The 15,995-nt window shown below is 42.9% G+C and carries 11 protein-coding genes, 1 tRNA gene and 2 rRNA genes; 9 read left to right on the top strand and 5 right to left on the bottom strand.

What is annotated here, in order from left to right:
- Nucleotides 1-4 precede the first annotated feature (4 nt).
- Nucleotides 5-940: a hydroxymethylbilane synthase gene (gene hemC / locus CHJ_RS14505; RefSeq protein WP_317918000.1), complete on the bottom strand. Its 936-nt coding sequence runs from the start codon at nt 938-940 to the stop codon at nt 5-7.
- Nucleotides 941-1,284: 344 nt separating this feature from the next.
- Here hemC and CHJ_RS14510 point away from each other — a divergent pair, with 344 nt between their 5' ends.
- Complete coding sequence (locus CHJ_RS14510; RefSeq protein ID WP_317918001.1) at nt 1,285-3,816, top strand: class I adenylate cyclase; 2,532 nt, start codon at nt 1,285-1,287, stop codon at nt 3,814-3,816.
- A gap of 9 nt (nt 3,817-3,825) precedes the next feature.
- Here CHJ_RS14510 and cyaY read toward each other — a convergent pair whose 3' ends face one another.
- Nucleotides 3,826-4,140, bottom strand: coding sequence for an iron donor protein CyaY (gene cyaY / locus CHJ_RS14515; protein WP_171754970.1), 315 nt, complete (start codon nt 4,138-4,140; stop codon nt 3,826-3,828).
- Nucleotides 4,141-4,216: 76 nt separating this feature from the next.
- Here cyaY and lptM point away from each other — a divergent pair, with 76 nt between their 5' ends.
- The 8 genes from lptM to yiaY all read left to right on the top strand — a co-directional run bounded on the left by lptM (nt 4,217) and on the right by yiaY (nt 11,428).
- A complete protein-coding gene (gene lptM / locus CHJ_RS24145) occupies nt 4,217-4,336 on the top strand; it encodes an LPS translocon maturation chaperone LptM (RefSeq protein WP_411861549.1) in 120 nt (39 codons plus the stop codon).
- Between the two features lie 18 nt (nt 4,337-4,354).
- Nucleotides 4,355-5,608, top strand: a complete 1,254-nt coding sequence (gene lysA, locus CHJ_RS14525; protein ID WP_317918002.1) for a diaminopimelate decarboxylase — start codon at nt 4,355-4,357, stop codon at nt 5,606-5,608.
- Nucleotides 5,609-5,617: 9 nt separating this feature from the next.
- On the top strand, nt 5,618-6,448 hold the full coding sequence (gene dapF / locus CHJ_RS14530) for a diaminopimelate epimerase (protein ID WP_317918003.1): 831 nt from the start codon (nt 5,618-5,620) through the stop codon (nt 6,446-6,448).
- Nucleotides 6,449-6,478: 30 nt separating this feature from the next.
- Nucleotides 6,479-7,186, top strand: coding sequence for a DUF484 family protein (locus tag CHJ_RS14535; RefSeq protein ID WP_317918004.1), 708 nt, complete (start codon nt 6,479-6,481; stop codon nt 7,184-7,186).
- Nucleotides 7,158-8,096: a tyrosine recombinase XerC gene (xerC, locus tag CHJ_RS14540; protein WP_317918005.1), complete on the top strand. Its 939-nt coding sequence runs from the start codon at nt 7,158-7,160 to the stop codon at nt 8,094-8,096. Before CHJ_RS14535 ends, xerC begins: the two co-directional genes overlap by 29 nt.
- Nucleotides 8,097-8,099: 3 nt before the next feature.
- Nucleotides 8,100-8,816: a 5-amino-6-(5-phospho-D-ribitylamino)uracil phosphatase YigB gene (gene yigB / locus CHJ_RS14545; protein WP_317918006.1), complete on the top strand. Its 717-nt coding sequence runs from the start codon at nt 8,100-8,102 to the stop codon at nt 8,814-8,816.
- A gap of 138 nt (nt 8,817-8,954) precedes the next feature.
- Nucleotides 8,955-9,929 carry a sensor domain-containing diguanylate cyclase gene (locus CHJ_RS14550; protein WP_317918007.1) on the top strand — a complete coding sequence of 325 codons (975 nt, stop codon included), beginning with the start codon at nt 8,955-8,957 and terminating at the stop codon, nt 9,927-9,929.
- A gap of 350 nt (nt 9,930-10,279) precedes the next feature.
- Nucleotides 10,280-11,428 (top strand): L-threonine dehydrogenase, encoded by a 1,149-nt coding sequence (yiaY, locus tag CHJ_RS14555; protein WP_171754963.1) that lies wholly within the window; start codon nt 10,280-10,282, stop codon nt 11,426-11,428.
- A 1,168-nt stretch (nt 11,429-12,596) separates the two neighbouring features.
- On the opposite strand, the gene CHJ_RS14560 is transcribed toward yiaY, so the two are convergent.
- From CHJ_RS14560 to CHJ_RS14570, 3 genes are all read right to left on the bottom strand, one after another.
- Nucleotides 12,597-12,673 (bottom strand) — tRNA-Asp (locus CHJ_RS14560).
- A gap of 94 nt (nt 12,674-12,767) precedes the next feature.
- Nucleotides 12,768-12,883: ribosomal RNA gene (gene rrf / locus CHJ_RS14565) — 5S ribosomal RNA — on the bottom strand.
- A 138-nt stretch (nt 12,884-13,021) separates the two neighbouring features.
- Nucleotides 13,022-15,914 (bottom strand): 23S ribosomal RNA (locus CHJ_RS14570).
- Between the last annotated feature and the right edge of the window lie 81 nt (nt 15,915-15,995).

Consider the following 15,995-nt stretch of genomic DNA (forward strand, 5'->3'; position numbering starts at 1 on the left):
GATATTAATGTTCGTTATATAACTTATCTAAAATCTCTTTCGCACCGTCATCCAACAGTTGCTCTGCCAACTCAACACCTAATTTTTCTGCATCATCTCTGTGCCCATGGATTTCACCACGAACGACTTTTGAACCATCAGGTTCGCCAACCAGTGCTCTTAGCCAGATCTGATCACCGTCTAATAACGAGTAACTGCCAATAGGAACCTGACAACCGCCTTCTAAACGGATATTCATTGCGCGTTCACAACGTACACGATCTGCCGTATCTTTATGGTTAAGAGGCTCAAGTAACTCGATTAAACGAGCATCATCAACTCTACACTCGATGCCTACCGCGCCTTGACCCACAGCCGGTAGTGACTGTTCTGGCTCTATAAAGCTTTTAATGCGATCTTCCATTTCCAATCGCTTTAATCCTGCAGCAGCAAGAATAATAGCGTCATAATTTCCCGCATCCAGTTTAGCCAAACGAGTATTCACATTGCCTCGCAGCTCTTTAACTATAATATCTGGACGCGCTTCTTTTAATTGACACTGACGACGTAAACTACAGGTACCAACAACTGATCCTTCAGGTAACTCGTCTATCGATTGATAGGTATTCGATACAAACGCATCACGCGGATCTTCTCGTTGACAAATAGTGACTAAATCCAAACCTTCCGGAAACGCAACAGGCACATCTTTCATAGAGTGAACCGCTAAATCTGCGCGGCCTTCTAACATTGCAACTTCCAGCTCTTTAACAAACAGTCCTTTACCACCAACTTTTGCTAGAGGTGTATCGAGAATAATATCCCCTTTGGTGACCATCGTAACCAACTCAACTTCCAGTCCGGGATGCGCAGACTGAAGGGCATCTTTAACAAAATAAGCTTGCCATAATGCAAGAGGGCTTTTACGGGTAGCAATACGAATTGGGGCTGTATCTTTCATGAATATTCCGACATTATTTTTATTGGTAATCGCTCAATCCTACCATTCTATTAGCATGACTAGCACCCATTGTTCTAAGCTGTGATAAATTGTTCAGGTTTAAACAGGATTAGTGAAAAATAATGTGACCTTCATCTCAATACTAGTGAACACCTCACGGAAAAATCATTAGCCAAATTGCATTCTTTTTTCATATCTATTCATAATCCCTTAATAAGCATGGCGACAAATGTCCTATTCTTTCATCTTTACCTTACAATAAAAAAGTGTTAAATTGATCACGTTTTGTAGCGCTATTAGAATAAAAACCAAGCGAAACCGAATTAATCAATCAGGGAAATCCCTTGCAATCATATATCCAAACGATAACAAAAAGAGTCGACACTCTAAACCAACAGCGAATAGAACGCGCGTTGGCAGTTATGGATCTACAAGGGCAACATGTTTTTCATTTAATCCCAACACTGCTACATTTTAACCACCCTTCTCTTCCCGGCTATTACGCCAAACCCGTACCATTCGGTATTGATAATTATCAAGAAAATGCAGTTCAACAAGATTACGTTGACCAACTTTGTCATGATAACGACAACCGCATCACCAATCATAACAACGCTGATATTCTTGCCTTATATACCATGGGAAGTACCTCTTCTATTGGTCAAAGTACATCCAGTGATTTAGATGTTTGGGTATGTGTATCACCGTCAATGGAAAGTGAACAACGCTCCCACCTCAGCAATAAATGTATGCAAATTACTGAGTGGGCAAAAGAGCAAGGGGTCGAAGCTAACTTTTTCCTGATGGATGAAGAGAGATTCCGTAGCAATCGCTCAGAAGAGATGACAGGTGACAACTGTGGTTCATCGCAACATTTGCTTTTGCTGGATGAATTTTATCGCTCTGCTGTTCGCATTGCGGGCCAACGACTGTTATGGCAAATAATTCCTCCTGAAATGGAAGAGTGCTACGACGAATATGTCGAGCAACTATGCCAGTCTAATTATATTGATTGTAATGAATGGATTGATTTTGGTTCGTTAAGTCGCATTCCTGCAGAAGAGTATTTTGGCTCTAATCTCTGGCAGCTATATAAAAGTATCGATTCTCCTTATAAATCCGTTTTAAAAGCGATACTGCTTGAAGCATATTCGTGGGAATACCCTCATACCCAGTTACTCAGTATTGATGGCAAACGACGTTTTTTTGCTTATGAGCCAGATCTATACAGCACTGACTCTTATTATTTAATGCTAGAAAAAGTCACGCTTTATCTTGAAGGCATTAAAGACTTTAAACGGTTAGACTTAGTGCGTCGCTGTTTCTATTTAAAAACCCATGAAAAGCTTTCGCGGGAACCGGGTGCCGGTTCTGTCCAGTGGCGTCGAGAAGCGCTAACCGAGATGATAAAGAGCTGGAACTGGGATGAAAACACCATTAAAGAACTTGATAATCGCCGTAATTGGAAGGTTGAACAAGTAAAAATCGTCCATCTTGGTCTGCTTGATGCTTTGATGCTCAGCTATCGAAACTTGATTCAGTTTGCCCGTAAAAATGATATTACTTCTGCGATCAGTCCTCAGGATATTAGTATTCTGGCGCGAAAACTCTATGCAGCATTCGAAGTATTACCTGGCAAAGTGACTTTGCTAAACCCTCAGATTTCTCCCGATTTACATGAAGGTGACCTTAGCTTTATTCAAGTAGAAAAAGGACGTGCGAATAAATCAGGGTGGTACCTGTACAAAAAGCCTTTAGTTGCTCGCGAACTTATTGGCAGTAAACCCCTTGAGCACAATGAATACTTGAGCAAATTGGTCGCATGGTCATTTTTTAATGGCTTAATTACTGAGTCCACTCGTCTTCATTCTGTTATTCACAATGCCAATTTGGATATTGATAAGTTCTACCAAATGGTAAGTGACTTACGTAATACTTTCTCATTACGTAAGCGAAGACCAACAATGCAAGCACTAGGTAGCCCTTGCGAAATCAGCCAACTGGCTATGTACATCAATTTCGAAAACGATCCAAGTGCTGAACTCAATACTCGTTCATTTAAGATGGACTTAAAAAATCCAGATATCTTTAGTTTTGGTGACACTCAATCTTGCTTAGTCGGCAGTGTTGATTTGGTGTATCGAAATTCATGGCACGAAGTAAGAACTCTGCACTTTACGGGCTCAACGGCCATATTAGATGCTTTAAAAACCATTCTGGGTAAAATGCATCAAGATGCGTTACCACCGGAATCCGTTGATGTATTTTGCTACAGTAAAAACTTGCGTGGCATTATACGAAACACCGTTTATCAGTTATTAGCAGAATGCATTGAAATGCGTTTGAAGCCTGTTGAACAGCAAAATCGCCGACGTTTTAAAGCCATAAAAGTCGCCGACCAAACCTTTGGGCTGTTTTTTGAACGTCGCGGAGTATCGCTGCAGAAGTTAGAAAACTCGGTAGACTTTTATCGTAGTATCTCGGTAAATAAGTTGAATGGTTCTCCTCTTTCTAAATTGGATAAAGAGCAAGATTATCATTTACCCGATGTAATTGATGGCTTTGCCAGTGAAGGATTGGTGCAGTTTTTCTTTGAAGACACAAAAGACGGCTACAATATTTATGTGTTAGACGAAGAGAACTCTGTAGAGGTTTATCATCAGTTTAATGGTGGTAAAGATGAAATGATCAATAACGTCAATCATTTCTATACGTCTAGCCAACAAGAGTCGATGGAAAACCACACTCTTATCAATTTCAACCTTCCTCAGTACTATCAAATAGTGCATCCTGAAGAAGGTACCAATAGCTATGTGGTTCCTTACCGCAATGACAACTCATTGAGCTCTAAGCCATCAAAAGCGGTAAACGCTTAAAAACGAGATTTATGGCCAGTCGTTTGCTTCACCGCTATGCTTGTCACACTCCTGTTTAACCATTTCAAATAATTCCATCTCTGTTTTCGAACATAACCACTGTTCATTTTGATAAGAAAAATGAAAGCCTCCAGATTTAGAAGCAAGCCAGATCTCTTTCATCGGTTCCTGACGATTGATAACTATTTGACTTCTATCATCAAATTCCAAAGTCATCACATTTCCTACTGTCTCGTAATCGATGTCTGCACCCGATTCATCAATCGCTTCTTCCAATTTAGTAAACTGCTGATCAACCAATTGATGGTATTCAGTATCATTCATCCTGCTCTATCCTATTGCTTTTCTTATTAGTAGTGCGATTATAGGGGGCATTGAATCAATAATCACGATATGCACAATGAAAAAGATCATTATTATACTCAGTTTTTTATCAATTCTCGGTTTAGCTGGATGCGGAAATACCGGCCCGCTATACATGCCACAAGATGAAACACCAAGTGAAACCGCACAATCGTAATTTTTAGGGAATACAAAATTGGATTATTTTAACTATCAGGATGATGGCCAATTATGGGCCGAAAATGTCTCTCTCATTGAGCTAGAACAACAATTTGGCACACCACTTTATGTCTATTCACGCGCAACACTAGAAAGACATTGGAATGCTTTTGACAACGCGGTTGGTGCTCATCCGCACCTTGTATGCTATGCGGTGAAAGCTAACTCTAACCTAGGTGTGCTCAATACATTGGCACGACTTGGTTCCGGCTTCGATATTGTTTCAGTCGGAGAGCTTGAACGTGTAATTCAAGCCGGTGGTGATGCAAGTAAGATTGTTTTTTCTGGTGTTGGTAAAACAGCAAAAGAGATGAAACGTGCTCTAGAGCTGAATATTAAGTGTTTTAATGTCGAATCCGAACCCGAGTTAAAACGTTTAAATCAAGTCGCAAAAGAGATGAACGTTGTCGCGCCAATTTCGCTAAGAATCAATCCAGATGTAGACGCTAAAACTCACCCATATATCTCCACTGGGTTGCGTGATAACAAGTTTGGTATTGCCTTTGATCACGCTATTGACGTTTACCGTTACGCGAATGGGCTGGACCATCTAGATGTTCAAGGTATTGATTGTCACATCGGCTCTCAACTGACTGACATAGAACCGTTCATTGATGCTACGGATCGATTGTTAGCATTAATAGATCAACTCATTGCTGAAGGCATTAAAATTAAACACCTTGATGTGGGTGGCGGATTAGGCGTGGTTTATCGTGATGAACTTCCACCTCAGCCATCAGATTATGCAAAAGCACTGCTTTCTCGTTTAGCTAATCATCCAGAAATTGAGCTGGTATTCGAACCGGGACGTGCAATTTCTGCTAATGCTGGCATATTACTGACCAAAGTTGAGTACCTAAAACATACTGAACATAAAAACTTTGCCATTGTAGATGCTGCGATGAATGACTTAATGCGCCCGGCACTCTACTCTGCGTGGCAAGATATTGTTCCTGTCGTACCTAGAGATGGTGAAACCACCACATATGATATTGTGGGGCCTGTTTGTGAAACCGCAGATTTCTTAGGGAAAGATAGAGCGTTATTGATTGAAGAAAATGACCTACTTGCCGTAAGATCAGCAGGAGCATACAGCTTTGCTATGGCATCAAACTACAACGCAAGATGCCGCGCTGCAGAAGTCATGGTTGATGGCGATAAGGCGTACCTTGTTCGTCAAAGAGAAGAATTGGCCGATCTATGGCGCCATGAACAGATTTTACCGGAGTAACTAAAGAGTATGCATTTCCATTTTTCAAAAATGCACGGTTTGGGTAATGATTTTATGGTGGTCGATTGCATTACCCAAAATATCTTCTTCTCACCCGATCTCATTCGCCGGCTGTCTAACCGCCATACCGGTGTGGGCTTCGATCAATTACTGATTGTTGAAGCACCTTATGACCCAGATTCAGATTTTCATTATCGTATCTTCAATGCGGATGGTAGCGAGGTAGAACAGTGTGGCAATGGTGCACGCTGTTTTGCACGCTTTGTGAAAATGAAAGGGCTAACCAACAAGTTCAGCATTAATGTCAGCACCAAAAAAGGCAAGATGGTATTAAAGCTGGAGGATGATGAGCTGGTCACTGTCAATATGGGTGAGCCGGAGTTTGAACCCGGAAAAATACCGTTTAGAGCAAAACAGAAAGAAAAAACCTACATTCTACGAACACAAGACCAAACTCTATTTTGTGGTGCTGCCAGTATGGGTAATCCTCATGTTGTCACTGTTGTGGATGAGATTAATACAGCGGATGTGGCCACACTAGGACCAATGTTAGAATCTCACGAACGATTCCCAGAACGTGTTAATGCGGGTTTTATGCAAGTAATTAGTCGCAATGAGATTAACCTGCGCGTATACGAACGTGGGGCAGGAGAAACTCAAGCATGCGGTAGTGGTGCATGCGCAGCCGTCGCAGTAGGAGTCATTCAAGGCTTATTGGATGACCAAGTCACTGTTCACTTACCTGGTGGTGATCTTACCATTCACTGGCAAGGACCGGGTTCAAGCCTTTATATGACAGGCCCTGCGACTCATGTTTTCGACGGCCAGTTATCATGTTAGATCCTCTAATTAAAATAATAAGGATAAATTTTGTCTCAGTTTGAAGCGGATAATTTGACCGCTGAAGTCGTTGCACAGTACCTTCGCGATTTTCCCGATTTTTTTCAAGAACGACGGGATTTGGTTGACCAACTTGCTCTTCCTACAAGAGAGCAAGGGGCTTTCTCTTTGGTAGAACTGCAAATAAAAAGGCAACGACAACGTATTGGTGAGCTGGAAGAGGAGATCACTGATCTCATGTCTATTGCCGCGAATAACGACCAGACCTTCCATCAGTTTATGGGATTACAAGAAAAAGTACTGAAATGCCAATCTGTTCAACAGGTCATCGAATGTATCGAAAAGAGTGCTAACCAGCTATCTTTAAAATCCCATGTGAAACTCATTGGCTCTCAAAGCCCAAGATATTCAATGAGTCATGAGAACTGGCAACGTTTTGCGACGAATCATTTTAACGGTAAAGATGCGTATCTTGGACGTCTGAAGAGACAGGATAGGGAATTATTGTTTGGCCAAGAAACCACGACTGAACTTGGATCATACGTAATTCTGCCTCTCTCTCAATCCACTCCTCTTGGGATCATTGCTTTTTCTAGCGAAGATGGCGGTCATTTCCAACCAGCAATGGATACTCTGTTCTTGCGACATTTGGCCCTTGTGGTTTCACACTTGGTCAGTACGCTACAGTGGAACACCGAGGAATATCAACATGTCATCAACCAAACAACCTCTGCCTAAATCGTTTACCGAGCCGTTAACTCGATTTTATCAATACCTCCGAAACGAAAGAGGGCTTAGCCCTCACACCATACAAAACTATAGCCTGCAGTTAGACATCATTGCAGGCCAGTTTGTACAATTCGGTTTGCAAAATTGGCAAGAGGTCGATACGGCTTGGGTACGTCAGTTAACCAGCAAAGCTATGCGGCAAGGTATTAAGCCTAGCAGCATTTCAACGCGACTCTCTTCTCTGCGAAGCTTTCTCGATTTTCTTATTCTTCGTGGTGAACTCACCGCCAATCCAGCCAAAGGGGTGACTCCACCAAAAAAACAAAAAACATTACCAAAAAACTTAGATGTAGACGAAATTGGACAGCTGCTCGAAGTCGATGAAAACAACCCTTTAGCTATTCGCGATAGAGCAATGATGGAGCTAATGTATGGTACTGGAATCCGATTAACAGAGATGATCACAATGAACGTTCAAGATGTTGACTTAACTCGTGGAGACATCAGAGTGATTGGTAAAGGGAATAAAGAGCGCATTGTGCCTTACTCTGGAGAAGCCAAAATCTGGCTAGATAAATGGCTACGTGTAAGGTCAAGTCTGAAGGACACTGACAGCCCTGCTCTATTTATCTCCAAACTAGGTAAGAGAATTTCTGCTAGAAGCGTACAGAAGCGAATGAAGGAGTGGGGATTAAAACAGGGTGTCGCCAGTCATATCAGTCCGCACAAACTTAGACACTCCTTTGCCACTCACATCCTAGAATCTAGCGGCAACCTGAGAGCAGTACAAGAGCTATTGGGACACGAAAATATATCCACGACTCAAGTGTACACCCACTTAAACTTTCAGCACCTCGCACAAGAGTACGATAAAGCCCACCCAAGAGCGAAAAAACGTACCTCATCAGACAAAGAGTAGCTTATGCATATCTATCGTAACTTAAGAACCATCAAAGCACTCAGCTTTGATCTCGATGACACTCTCTATGACAACAAGCCCGTCATTCAATATGTTGAACGTGAAATGGTTAAGTGGTTATACGCGACACACCCACTCTCTGCATCCATACCGTTAGAAACATGGCAAATTTTCAAGAAGCAAGTTGTCATATCAGAACCTGAACTGAGACACGACGTCACTCGATGGCGGAAAAAACAGATCGAGTTTGGTCTTATACAACTGGGATATAGCCAGCATAACGCCGAGCAAGCGGCTAATGACGGTATTGAACATGCTCTTTGGTTAAGAAATCACGTTGACGTTCCTGATGAAACTCACAAAGTAATGTCGCTCTTGGCAGAGAAACGGCCATTAATTGCGATTACAAACGGCAATGTCGATGCGAATGTCATTGGTCTGGGAGACTACTTTCAGTTTGTACTAAGAGCAGGGCCTGATGGACGAGCGAAGCCGCATTCAGATATGTTTGATCTGGCAGAAAAAAAACTCGCCATTCCTTCCGGTAACATACTTCATATTGGTGATCATCCTGTATCAGATGTTCAGGGGGCAATCCACTCAGGGTGGCAAGCATGCTGGCTCAATGAAACCAACCCACCATCATGCTTTCCAGACAAAGGAAAAGTTTTACCAGATATAGAAATTACTCGGTTAGAAGAATTGATACTTTTGCTCTAAACTGTCCTTCATTTCAAGCTTCAATGCCACTGCCATCAAAATCTTGTGCAGTAATGTAAAATCCTCTCTTCCATATAGTTGATTAAATACTAATATATGAAATAGTAGTTACACTAATGGCAACGAGAGTATGATTGTATGGATAGTGACGTTAAGCATCCACTTGAGCTAGAACTTTTTAACCGATTATCCAATGACCCCAGCATATTTGAGTTTCTTCATTCTAAATGCCTAGACGGCTTGTTCTTCCGTGATATTGACTCTTATAAAGAAGAGTGGATGAGTAACAGTTTCTGGCAACTGTTAGGCTATGATCCTGAAGAACTAACAGGTTCAATTCAAGAACGAAGAGAGAGAATTCACCCAGACGATCTTCTTGTAGCTATGCACAACTTCAAAGAGCATTGCAAAAACCCTCATCATCCTTACGATCAAATTGTCCGCTATAAGCATAAAAAGGGGAAATATATTTGGGTTCGCTGCCGAGGTATGGTGATCAGAGATAGCAACGGAAAACCAACGAGAATGTTGGGTGTTCACAATGACATCACTCAATTAAAAGATACAGAAGCTCTACTACAGCAAAAAAACAGAGAACTAGAAAAACTGGCTCGTCACGACTTTCTCACCTCTCTGTTTAATCGATATGCCTTTGGGGAAATATTTGAGCAGCAAGTTTTGTTAGCAACCAGAGAGCAAGTTCCAATTTCACTCGCCATTGTAGACGTCGACCATTTTAAAAACATTAACGATAGCTTAGGTCACCAAGCCGGCGATAACGTACTGTTGGACATTACAAAACAGCTACAGTACTTAGTTCGAGACAGCGACATTCTAGGACGATTTGGTGGAGAAGAGTTCACCATATTGATGTTCAATACCGATCATTCTGAAGCTCGTCATGCTGCTGAAAGAGTTCGATTAGGTATTGAGAAGAAAGTCCATGCAGGCAATATCTCCGTGACAGTCAGCATAGGTATTTCAACATTTGGCGAAAAAAGCATGGCAGGGATTGATCTCCCTCCCAACAAAATCTATGACAAAATGCTTTCTAGTGCTGACAAAGCACTTTATAGAGCAAAACAAACTGGCAGAAATAAGGTTTGTGATTAACAATTCTTACTATTATAACCAAAGTCATATTTCCGTCAGACTTTGGTTTTTCTCTTTCAAAGCTATATTAGTCGGTTAAGTCCTTTATATTTAACGTAATCGTTTTCTTTTCTAGACACTACAAAATCAAGTTATTACTAAATATGTTGGTCAAGCGATTGCTATCTTCATTTATTAAAATTACCCATTAAACAGATTTCGTTATAATCATATTTCGTTAGCGATCAGCTTCACGATATTGCTTATAATTAGAGTAATTACTTTTTAAATTTGTTCTAAATCAAATTAATTAAACACATTGATATGCGAATCTAATTAAAGAATTTAATAACTATGAGTGGAATATATAAATGACTAGTGCATTTTTCATCCCAACGGTAAACCTAATGGGCGCTGGTTGCTTAAAAGAAGCAGCTGATAGCATTCAATCGCAAGGCTTTAAAAAAGGCTTAATCGTTACTGATAAGATTCTTAATGAAATCGGTATTGTTAAGCAAGTTCAAGACCTTCTTACCGAGCGTACTGTTAATACTGTCGTATTTGACGGAACTCAACCTAACCCAACTATTGGTAACGTAGAAAACGGCTTAGCACTTCTACAAGAGAATGACTGTGATTTTGTGATCTCTTTAGGTGGTGGTTCACCGCATGACTGTGCGAAAGGTATTGCTCTAGTTGCTGCTAATGGTGGCAAAATTGGTGATTACGAAGGTGTTGACCAATCAGCTAAGCCTCAACTTCCATTAATTGCTATTAATACGACAGCTGGTACAGCATCTGAAATGACACGTTTCTGCATCATTACGGATGAAGAACGTCACATTAAGATGGCTATCGTTGATAAGCACACTACACCACTTATCTCTGTAAATGATCCTGAGTTAATGCTTGCCAAGCCAGCATCTCTAACTGCAGCGACAGGTATGGATGCATTAACGCACGCCGTTGAAGCTTATGTATCTATTGCAGCAACGCCGGTAACTGATGCTGTAGCGATTAAAGCTATCGAACTGATTCAAGCTTTCCTACGCAAAGCAGTAGAGCACGGTGACGACATCGAAGCTCGTGAGCAAATGGCATATGCTCAATTTATGGCGGGCATGGCATTTAACAATGCTTCATTAGGTTATGTACACGCTATGGCGCATCAGCTAGGTGGATTCTATGACCTACCACACGGTGTTTGTAACGCAATTCTACTTCCGCACGTACAACGCTATAACGCTCAAGTATGCCCTGAGCGTCTTAAAGACGTTGCTAAAGCAATGGGTGTGAATGTTGAAGCGATGACAGCTGAGCAAGGTGCTGAAGCCGCTTTAGAAGCTATCATTAGCCTATCTAAAGATGTTGGTATCCCTGCAGGACTCGCTGAGCTAGGCGCGAAGAAAGATGATATTTCTGTTCTAGCTGATAACGCACTAAAAGACGCATGTGGTTTCACTAACCCGAAACAAGCGACACATGAAGAGATCTCTGCAATTTTTGAAGCTGCTTTATAATTAGTTATTAAGCACTCTTTCATCAATTTAAAAGGCGCTGGCTATCAGTGCCTTTTTTATTTTAGAATATTAGATAATTAATATGATTTTAATTTATCAAACAATAAATAATATTTATTTATCGCTTAGCATGCTCAACATAATGAGATAAAAATCAGTTCAATAACACGATCAATATAATTACATAAATATCAATAATACGTATTTATATATTCCAAAGTACAAAACAGAACAATATAATCGATTGCGTAAATTATTCTAGTCATTCCTGCCTCTGTAAATAGACTTTCCTTATTTTTACTTTATTGACAGCTTTCTAATTGACGAATTTTTCTTAATGGTTTCTATAAGAGTTTCGAAATAATCTCAGGGAGCCAACACTCTAGGTGTTTTGAAGCCTAATTAAAGCTAGGCAAAAGATTAACTATGCATGTCGGCAAAAGAGCTATCAATGGGCAGAGATAGGACGTGTAGAAAAATAGAGGCAAACTCTGCCAGAATGCTAAATATGGACTGTAAGCATCGCTGTAAAGCTCCCTATGCTACTTAAAGCTATCTTTGCAGCATCTATGCTCATTATTATCATACTTACTGCTATTTAGCATTAATGGCCAATTGAGTGAGACATAAGACTCTTGGCATCACAGCCATGATCTCAGCGTGATGAACGACCACGCATATGGATACACTATTTGCCGCTATGACGAAGAAAGAACTCAGGTGGCTATCTTACAGACATAAAAAAAGCCTCAGCATCTCAGCTAAGGCTTACTGTTCTTATTCCTGAGCATAAGTGGCGAAGTGGACGGGACTCCCTATTCCTTGAAAACAAGCGCGACCCCCGGCGTGACAGGCCACTTTCTCTAATTAAAAAGCTAACCAACTGAACTACCGCTCCGCTGCCCACTTTGCTAGAACTAACCATTGGTATTTTTATAACCGCTAAAACACAAAAAAGCCTTAACATCTCTGCTAAGGCTTACTTTCTTATTCCTAAGAATAAATGGCGGAGTGGACGGGACTCCCGACTCCTTGAAAACAAGTGCGACCTCCGGCGTGACAGGCCGCTTTCTCTAATAAAAAAGCTAACCAACTGAACTACCACGCTTAAACGAAAAAAGCCTCAGCATTTCTGCTAAGGCTTACTGTTCTTATTCCTAAGAATAAGTGGCGGAGTGGACGGGACTCGAACCCGCGACCCCCGGCGTGACAGGCCGGTATTCTAACCAACTGAACTACCACTCCACATGGTATCTTTTACTAAATAAAGACTGACAATCTATCTGCTTTATCCAGTTTTGCCTTCAAATTTGTTCAAAATCTGAAAACAAGTAAATAAGCCTGGCGATGTCCTACTCTCACATGGGGAAACCCCACACTACCATCGGCGCTATTGCGTTTCACTTCTGAGTTCGGCATGGAATCAGGTGGGTCCACAACGCTATGGTCGCCAAGCAAAATATATTAATTCGGAAAGCCGTTTAAAAGTCTTACACATTCAATGTTCTATTTGAGTCCACAACCTACACGGATGTAGGAAGTGCTGAGGATTGTCTGGAACAATCTCAGTAAACAAAACCCCTTGGGTGTTGTATGGTTAAGCCTCACGGGCAATTAGTACAGGTTAGCTCAACGCCTCACAACGCTTACACACCCTGCCTATCAACGTCGTAGTCTACGACAACCCTTTAGGATACTTAAAGTATCAGGGAGAACTCATCTCAAGGCTCGCTTCGCGCTTAGATGCTTTCAGCGCTTATCGATTCCGAACTTAGCTACCGGGCAATGCCATTGGCATGACAACCCGAACACCAGAGGTTCGTCCACTCCGGTCCTCTCGTACTAGGAGCAGCCCCTTTCAATTCTCCAACGCCCACGGCAGATAGGGACCGAACTGTCTCACGACGTTCTAAACCCAGCTCGCGTACCACTTTAAATGGCGAACAGCCATACCCTTGGGACCGACTTCAGCCCCAGGATGTGATGAGCCGACATCGAGGTGCCAAACACCGCCGTCGATATGAACTCTTGGGCGGTATCAGCCTGTTATCCCCGGAGTACCTTTTATCCGTTGAGCGATGGCCCTTCCATTCAGAACCACCGGATCACTATGACCTGCTTTCGCACCTGCTCGAATTGTCATTCTCGCAGTCAAGCGGGCTTATGCCATTGCACTAACCACACGATGTCCAACCGTGTTTAGCCCACCTTCGTGCTCCTCCGTTACTCTTTGGGAGGAGACCGCCCCAGTCAAACTACCCACCAGGCACTGTCCTCATCCCCGATTAGGGGACTAAGTTAGAACATCAACACTACAAGGGTGGTATTTCAAGGTTGACTCCACTCCATCTAGCGACGAAGTTTCAAAGTCTCCCACCTATCCTACACATGTAGGGTCAATGTTCAGTGCCAAGCTGTAGTAAAGGTTCACGGGGTCTTTCCGTCTAGCCGCGGGTACACTGCATCTTCACAGCGATTTCAATTTCACTGAGTCTCGGGTGGAGACAGCGTGGCCATCATTACGCCATTCGTGCAGGTCGGAACTTACCCGACAAGGAATTTCGCTACCTTAGGACCGTTATAGTTACGGCCGCCGTTTACCGGGGCTTCGATCAAGAGCTTCGACCTAAGTCTAACCCCATCAATTAACCTTCCGGCACCGGGCAGGCGTCACACCGTATACGTCATCTTGCGATTTTGCACAGTGCTGTGTTTTTAATAAACAGTTGCAGCCACCTGGTATCTGCGACTTCCGATAGCTCCATCCGCGAGGGACTTCACCGTCAGAAGCGTACCTTCTCCCGAAGTTACGGTACCATTTTGCCTAGTTCCTTCACCCGAGTTCTCTCAAGCGCCTTGGTATTCTCTACCCGACCACCTGTGTCGGTTTGGGGTACGATTTCTTACAATCTGAAGCTTAGAGGCTTTTCCTGGAAGCATGGCATCAATGACTTCACGCCCTTGGGCGCTCGACATCGGGTCTCAGCCTTAATGATTTCCCGGATTTACCTAAGAAATCAGCCTACACCCTTGAACCTGGACAACCGTCGCCAGGCCCACCTAGCCTTCTCCGTCCCCCCATCGCAATTGTAAGAAGTACGGGAATATTAACCCGTTTCCCATCGACTACGCCTTTCGGCCTCGCCTTAGGGGTCGACTTACCCTGCCCCGATTAACGTTGGACAGGAACCCTTGGTCTTCCGGCGTGGGGGTTTTTCACCCCCATTATCGTTACTCATGTCAGCATTCGCACTTCTGATACCTCCAGCAAACCTTACAGTTCACCTTCAACGGCTTACAGAACGCTCCCCTACCCAATACTCTAAAAGAGCATTGCCGCAGCTTCGGTGTATAGCTTAGCCCCGTTACATCTTCCGCGCAGGCCGACTCGACCAGTGAGCTATTACGCTTTCTTTAAATGATGGCTGCTTCTAAGCCAACATCCTGGCTGTCTGAGCCTTCCCACATCGTTTCCCACTTAGCTATACTTTGGGACCTTAGCTGGCGGTCTGGGTTGTTTCCCTCTCCACGACGGACGTTAGCACCCGCCGTGTGTCTCCCGGATAGTACTTACTGGTATTCGGAGTTTGCAAAGGGTTGGTAAGTCGGGATGACCCCCTAGCCTTAACAGTGCTCTACCCCCAGTAGTATTCGTCCGAGGCGCTACCTAAATAGCTTTCGGGGAGAACCAGCTATCTCCAGGTTTGATTGGCCTTTCACCCCTAGCCACAAGTCATCCGCTAATTTTTCAACATTAGTCGGTTCGGTCCTCCAGTTGATGTTACTCAACCTTCAACCTGCCCATGGCTAGATCACCTGGTTTCGGGTCTATACCTAGCAACTCGACGCCCAGTTAAGACTCGGTTTCCCTACGGCTCCCCTAATCGGTTAACCTTGCTACTAAATATAAGTCGCTGACCCATTATACAAAAGGTACGCAGTCACCCCACAAAGGAGGCTCCTACTGCTTGTACGTACACGGTTTCAGGTTCTATTTCACTCCCCTCACAGGGGTTCTTTTCGCCTTTCCCTCACGGTACTGGTTCACTATCGGTCAGTCAGTAGTATTTAGCCTTGGAGGATGGTCCCCCCATATTCAGACAGGATATCACGTGTCCCGCCCTACTCGATTTCACTGATTGTACGTTGTCGGTTACGGGGCTATCACCCTTTATTGCGAGACTTTCCAGACTCTTCACCTGACGCACTAAAAGCTTAAGGGCTAATCCAATTTCGCTCGCCGCTACTTTCGGAATCTCGGTTGATTTCTACTCCTCCGGGTACTTAGATGTTTCAGTTCCCCGGGTTTGCCCTGTTAACCTATGTATTCAGTTAACAGTAACTGCTTATGCAGTTGGGTTTCCCCATTCGGAAATCGTAGACTCAAGTGGCTTTTACTGCCTAATCTACGCTTATCGCAAGTTAATACGTCCTTCATCGCCTCTGACTGCCAAGGCATCCACCGTGTACGCTTAGTCACTTAACCATACAACCCCAAAGGGTCTTATGAGCAACCAAGGTTTCTATCGTTGTCTCATTATTTGAATGAGCGAGACAACATTTCGAT

It is taken from the genome of Vibrio sp. MACH09 (assembly GCF_033238805.1).
In the GTDB taxonomy this organism is placed as follows: Bacteria; Pseudomonadota; Gammaproteobacteria; order Enterobacterales; family Vibrionaceae; genus Vibrio.

Bases quoted from the DNA above. Each gene is read 5' to 3' on its own strand.
- hemC (WP_317918000.1), bottom strand. From the start codon at position 940: ATGAAAGATACAGCCCCAATTCGTATTGCTACCCGTAAAAGCCCTCTT.
- cyaY (WP_171754970.1), bottom strand. From the start codon at position 4,140: ATGAATGATACTGAATACCATCAATTGGTTGATCAGCAGTTTACTAAA.
- lptM (WP_411861549.1), top strand. From the start codon at position 4,217: ATGAAAAAGATCATTATTATACTCAGTTTTTTATCAATTCTCGGTTTA.
- dapF (WP_317918003.1), top strand. From the start codon at position 5,618: ATGCATTTCCATTTTTCAAAAATGCACGGTTTGGGTAATGATTTTATG.
- xerC (WP_317918005.1), top strand. From the start codon at position 7,158: ATGTCATCAACCAAACAACCTCTGCCTAAATCGTTTACCGAGCCGTTA.
- yigB (WP_317918006.1), top strand. From the start codon at position 8,100: ATGCATATCTATCGTAACTTAAGAACCATCAAAGCACTCAGCTTTGAT.
- CHJ_RS14550 (WP_317918007.1), top strand. From the start codon at position 8,955: ATGGATAGTGACGTTAAGCATCCACTTGAGCTAGAACTTTTTAACCGA.
- yiaY (WP_171754963.1), top strand. From the start codon at position 10,280: ATGACTAGTGCATTTTTCATCCCAACGGTAAACCTAATGGGCGCTGGT.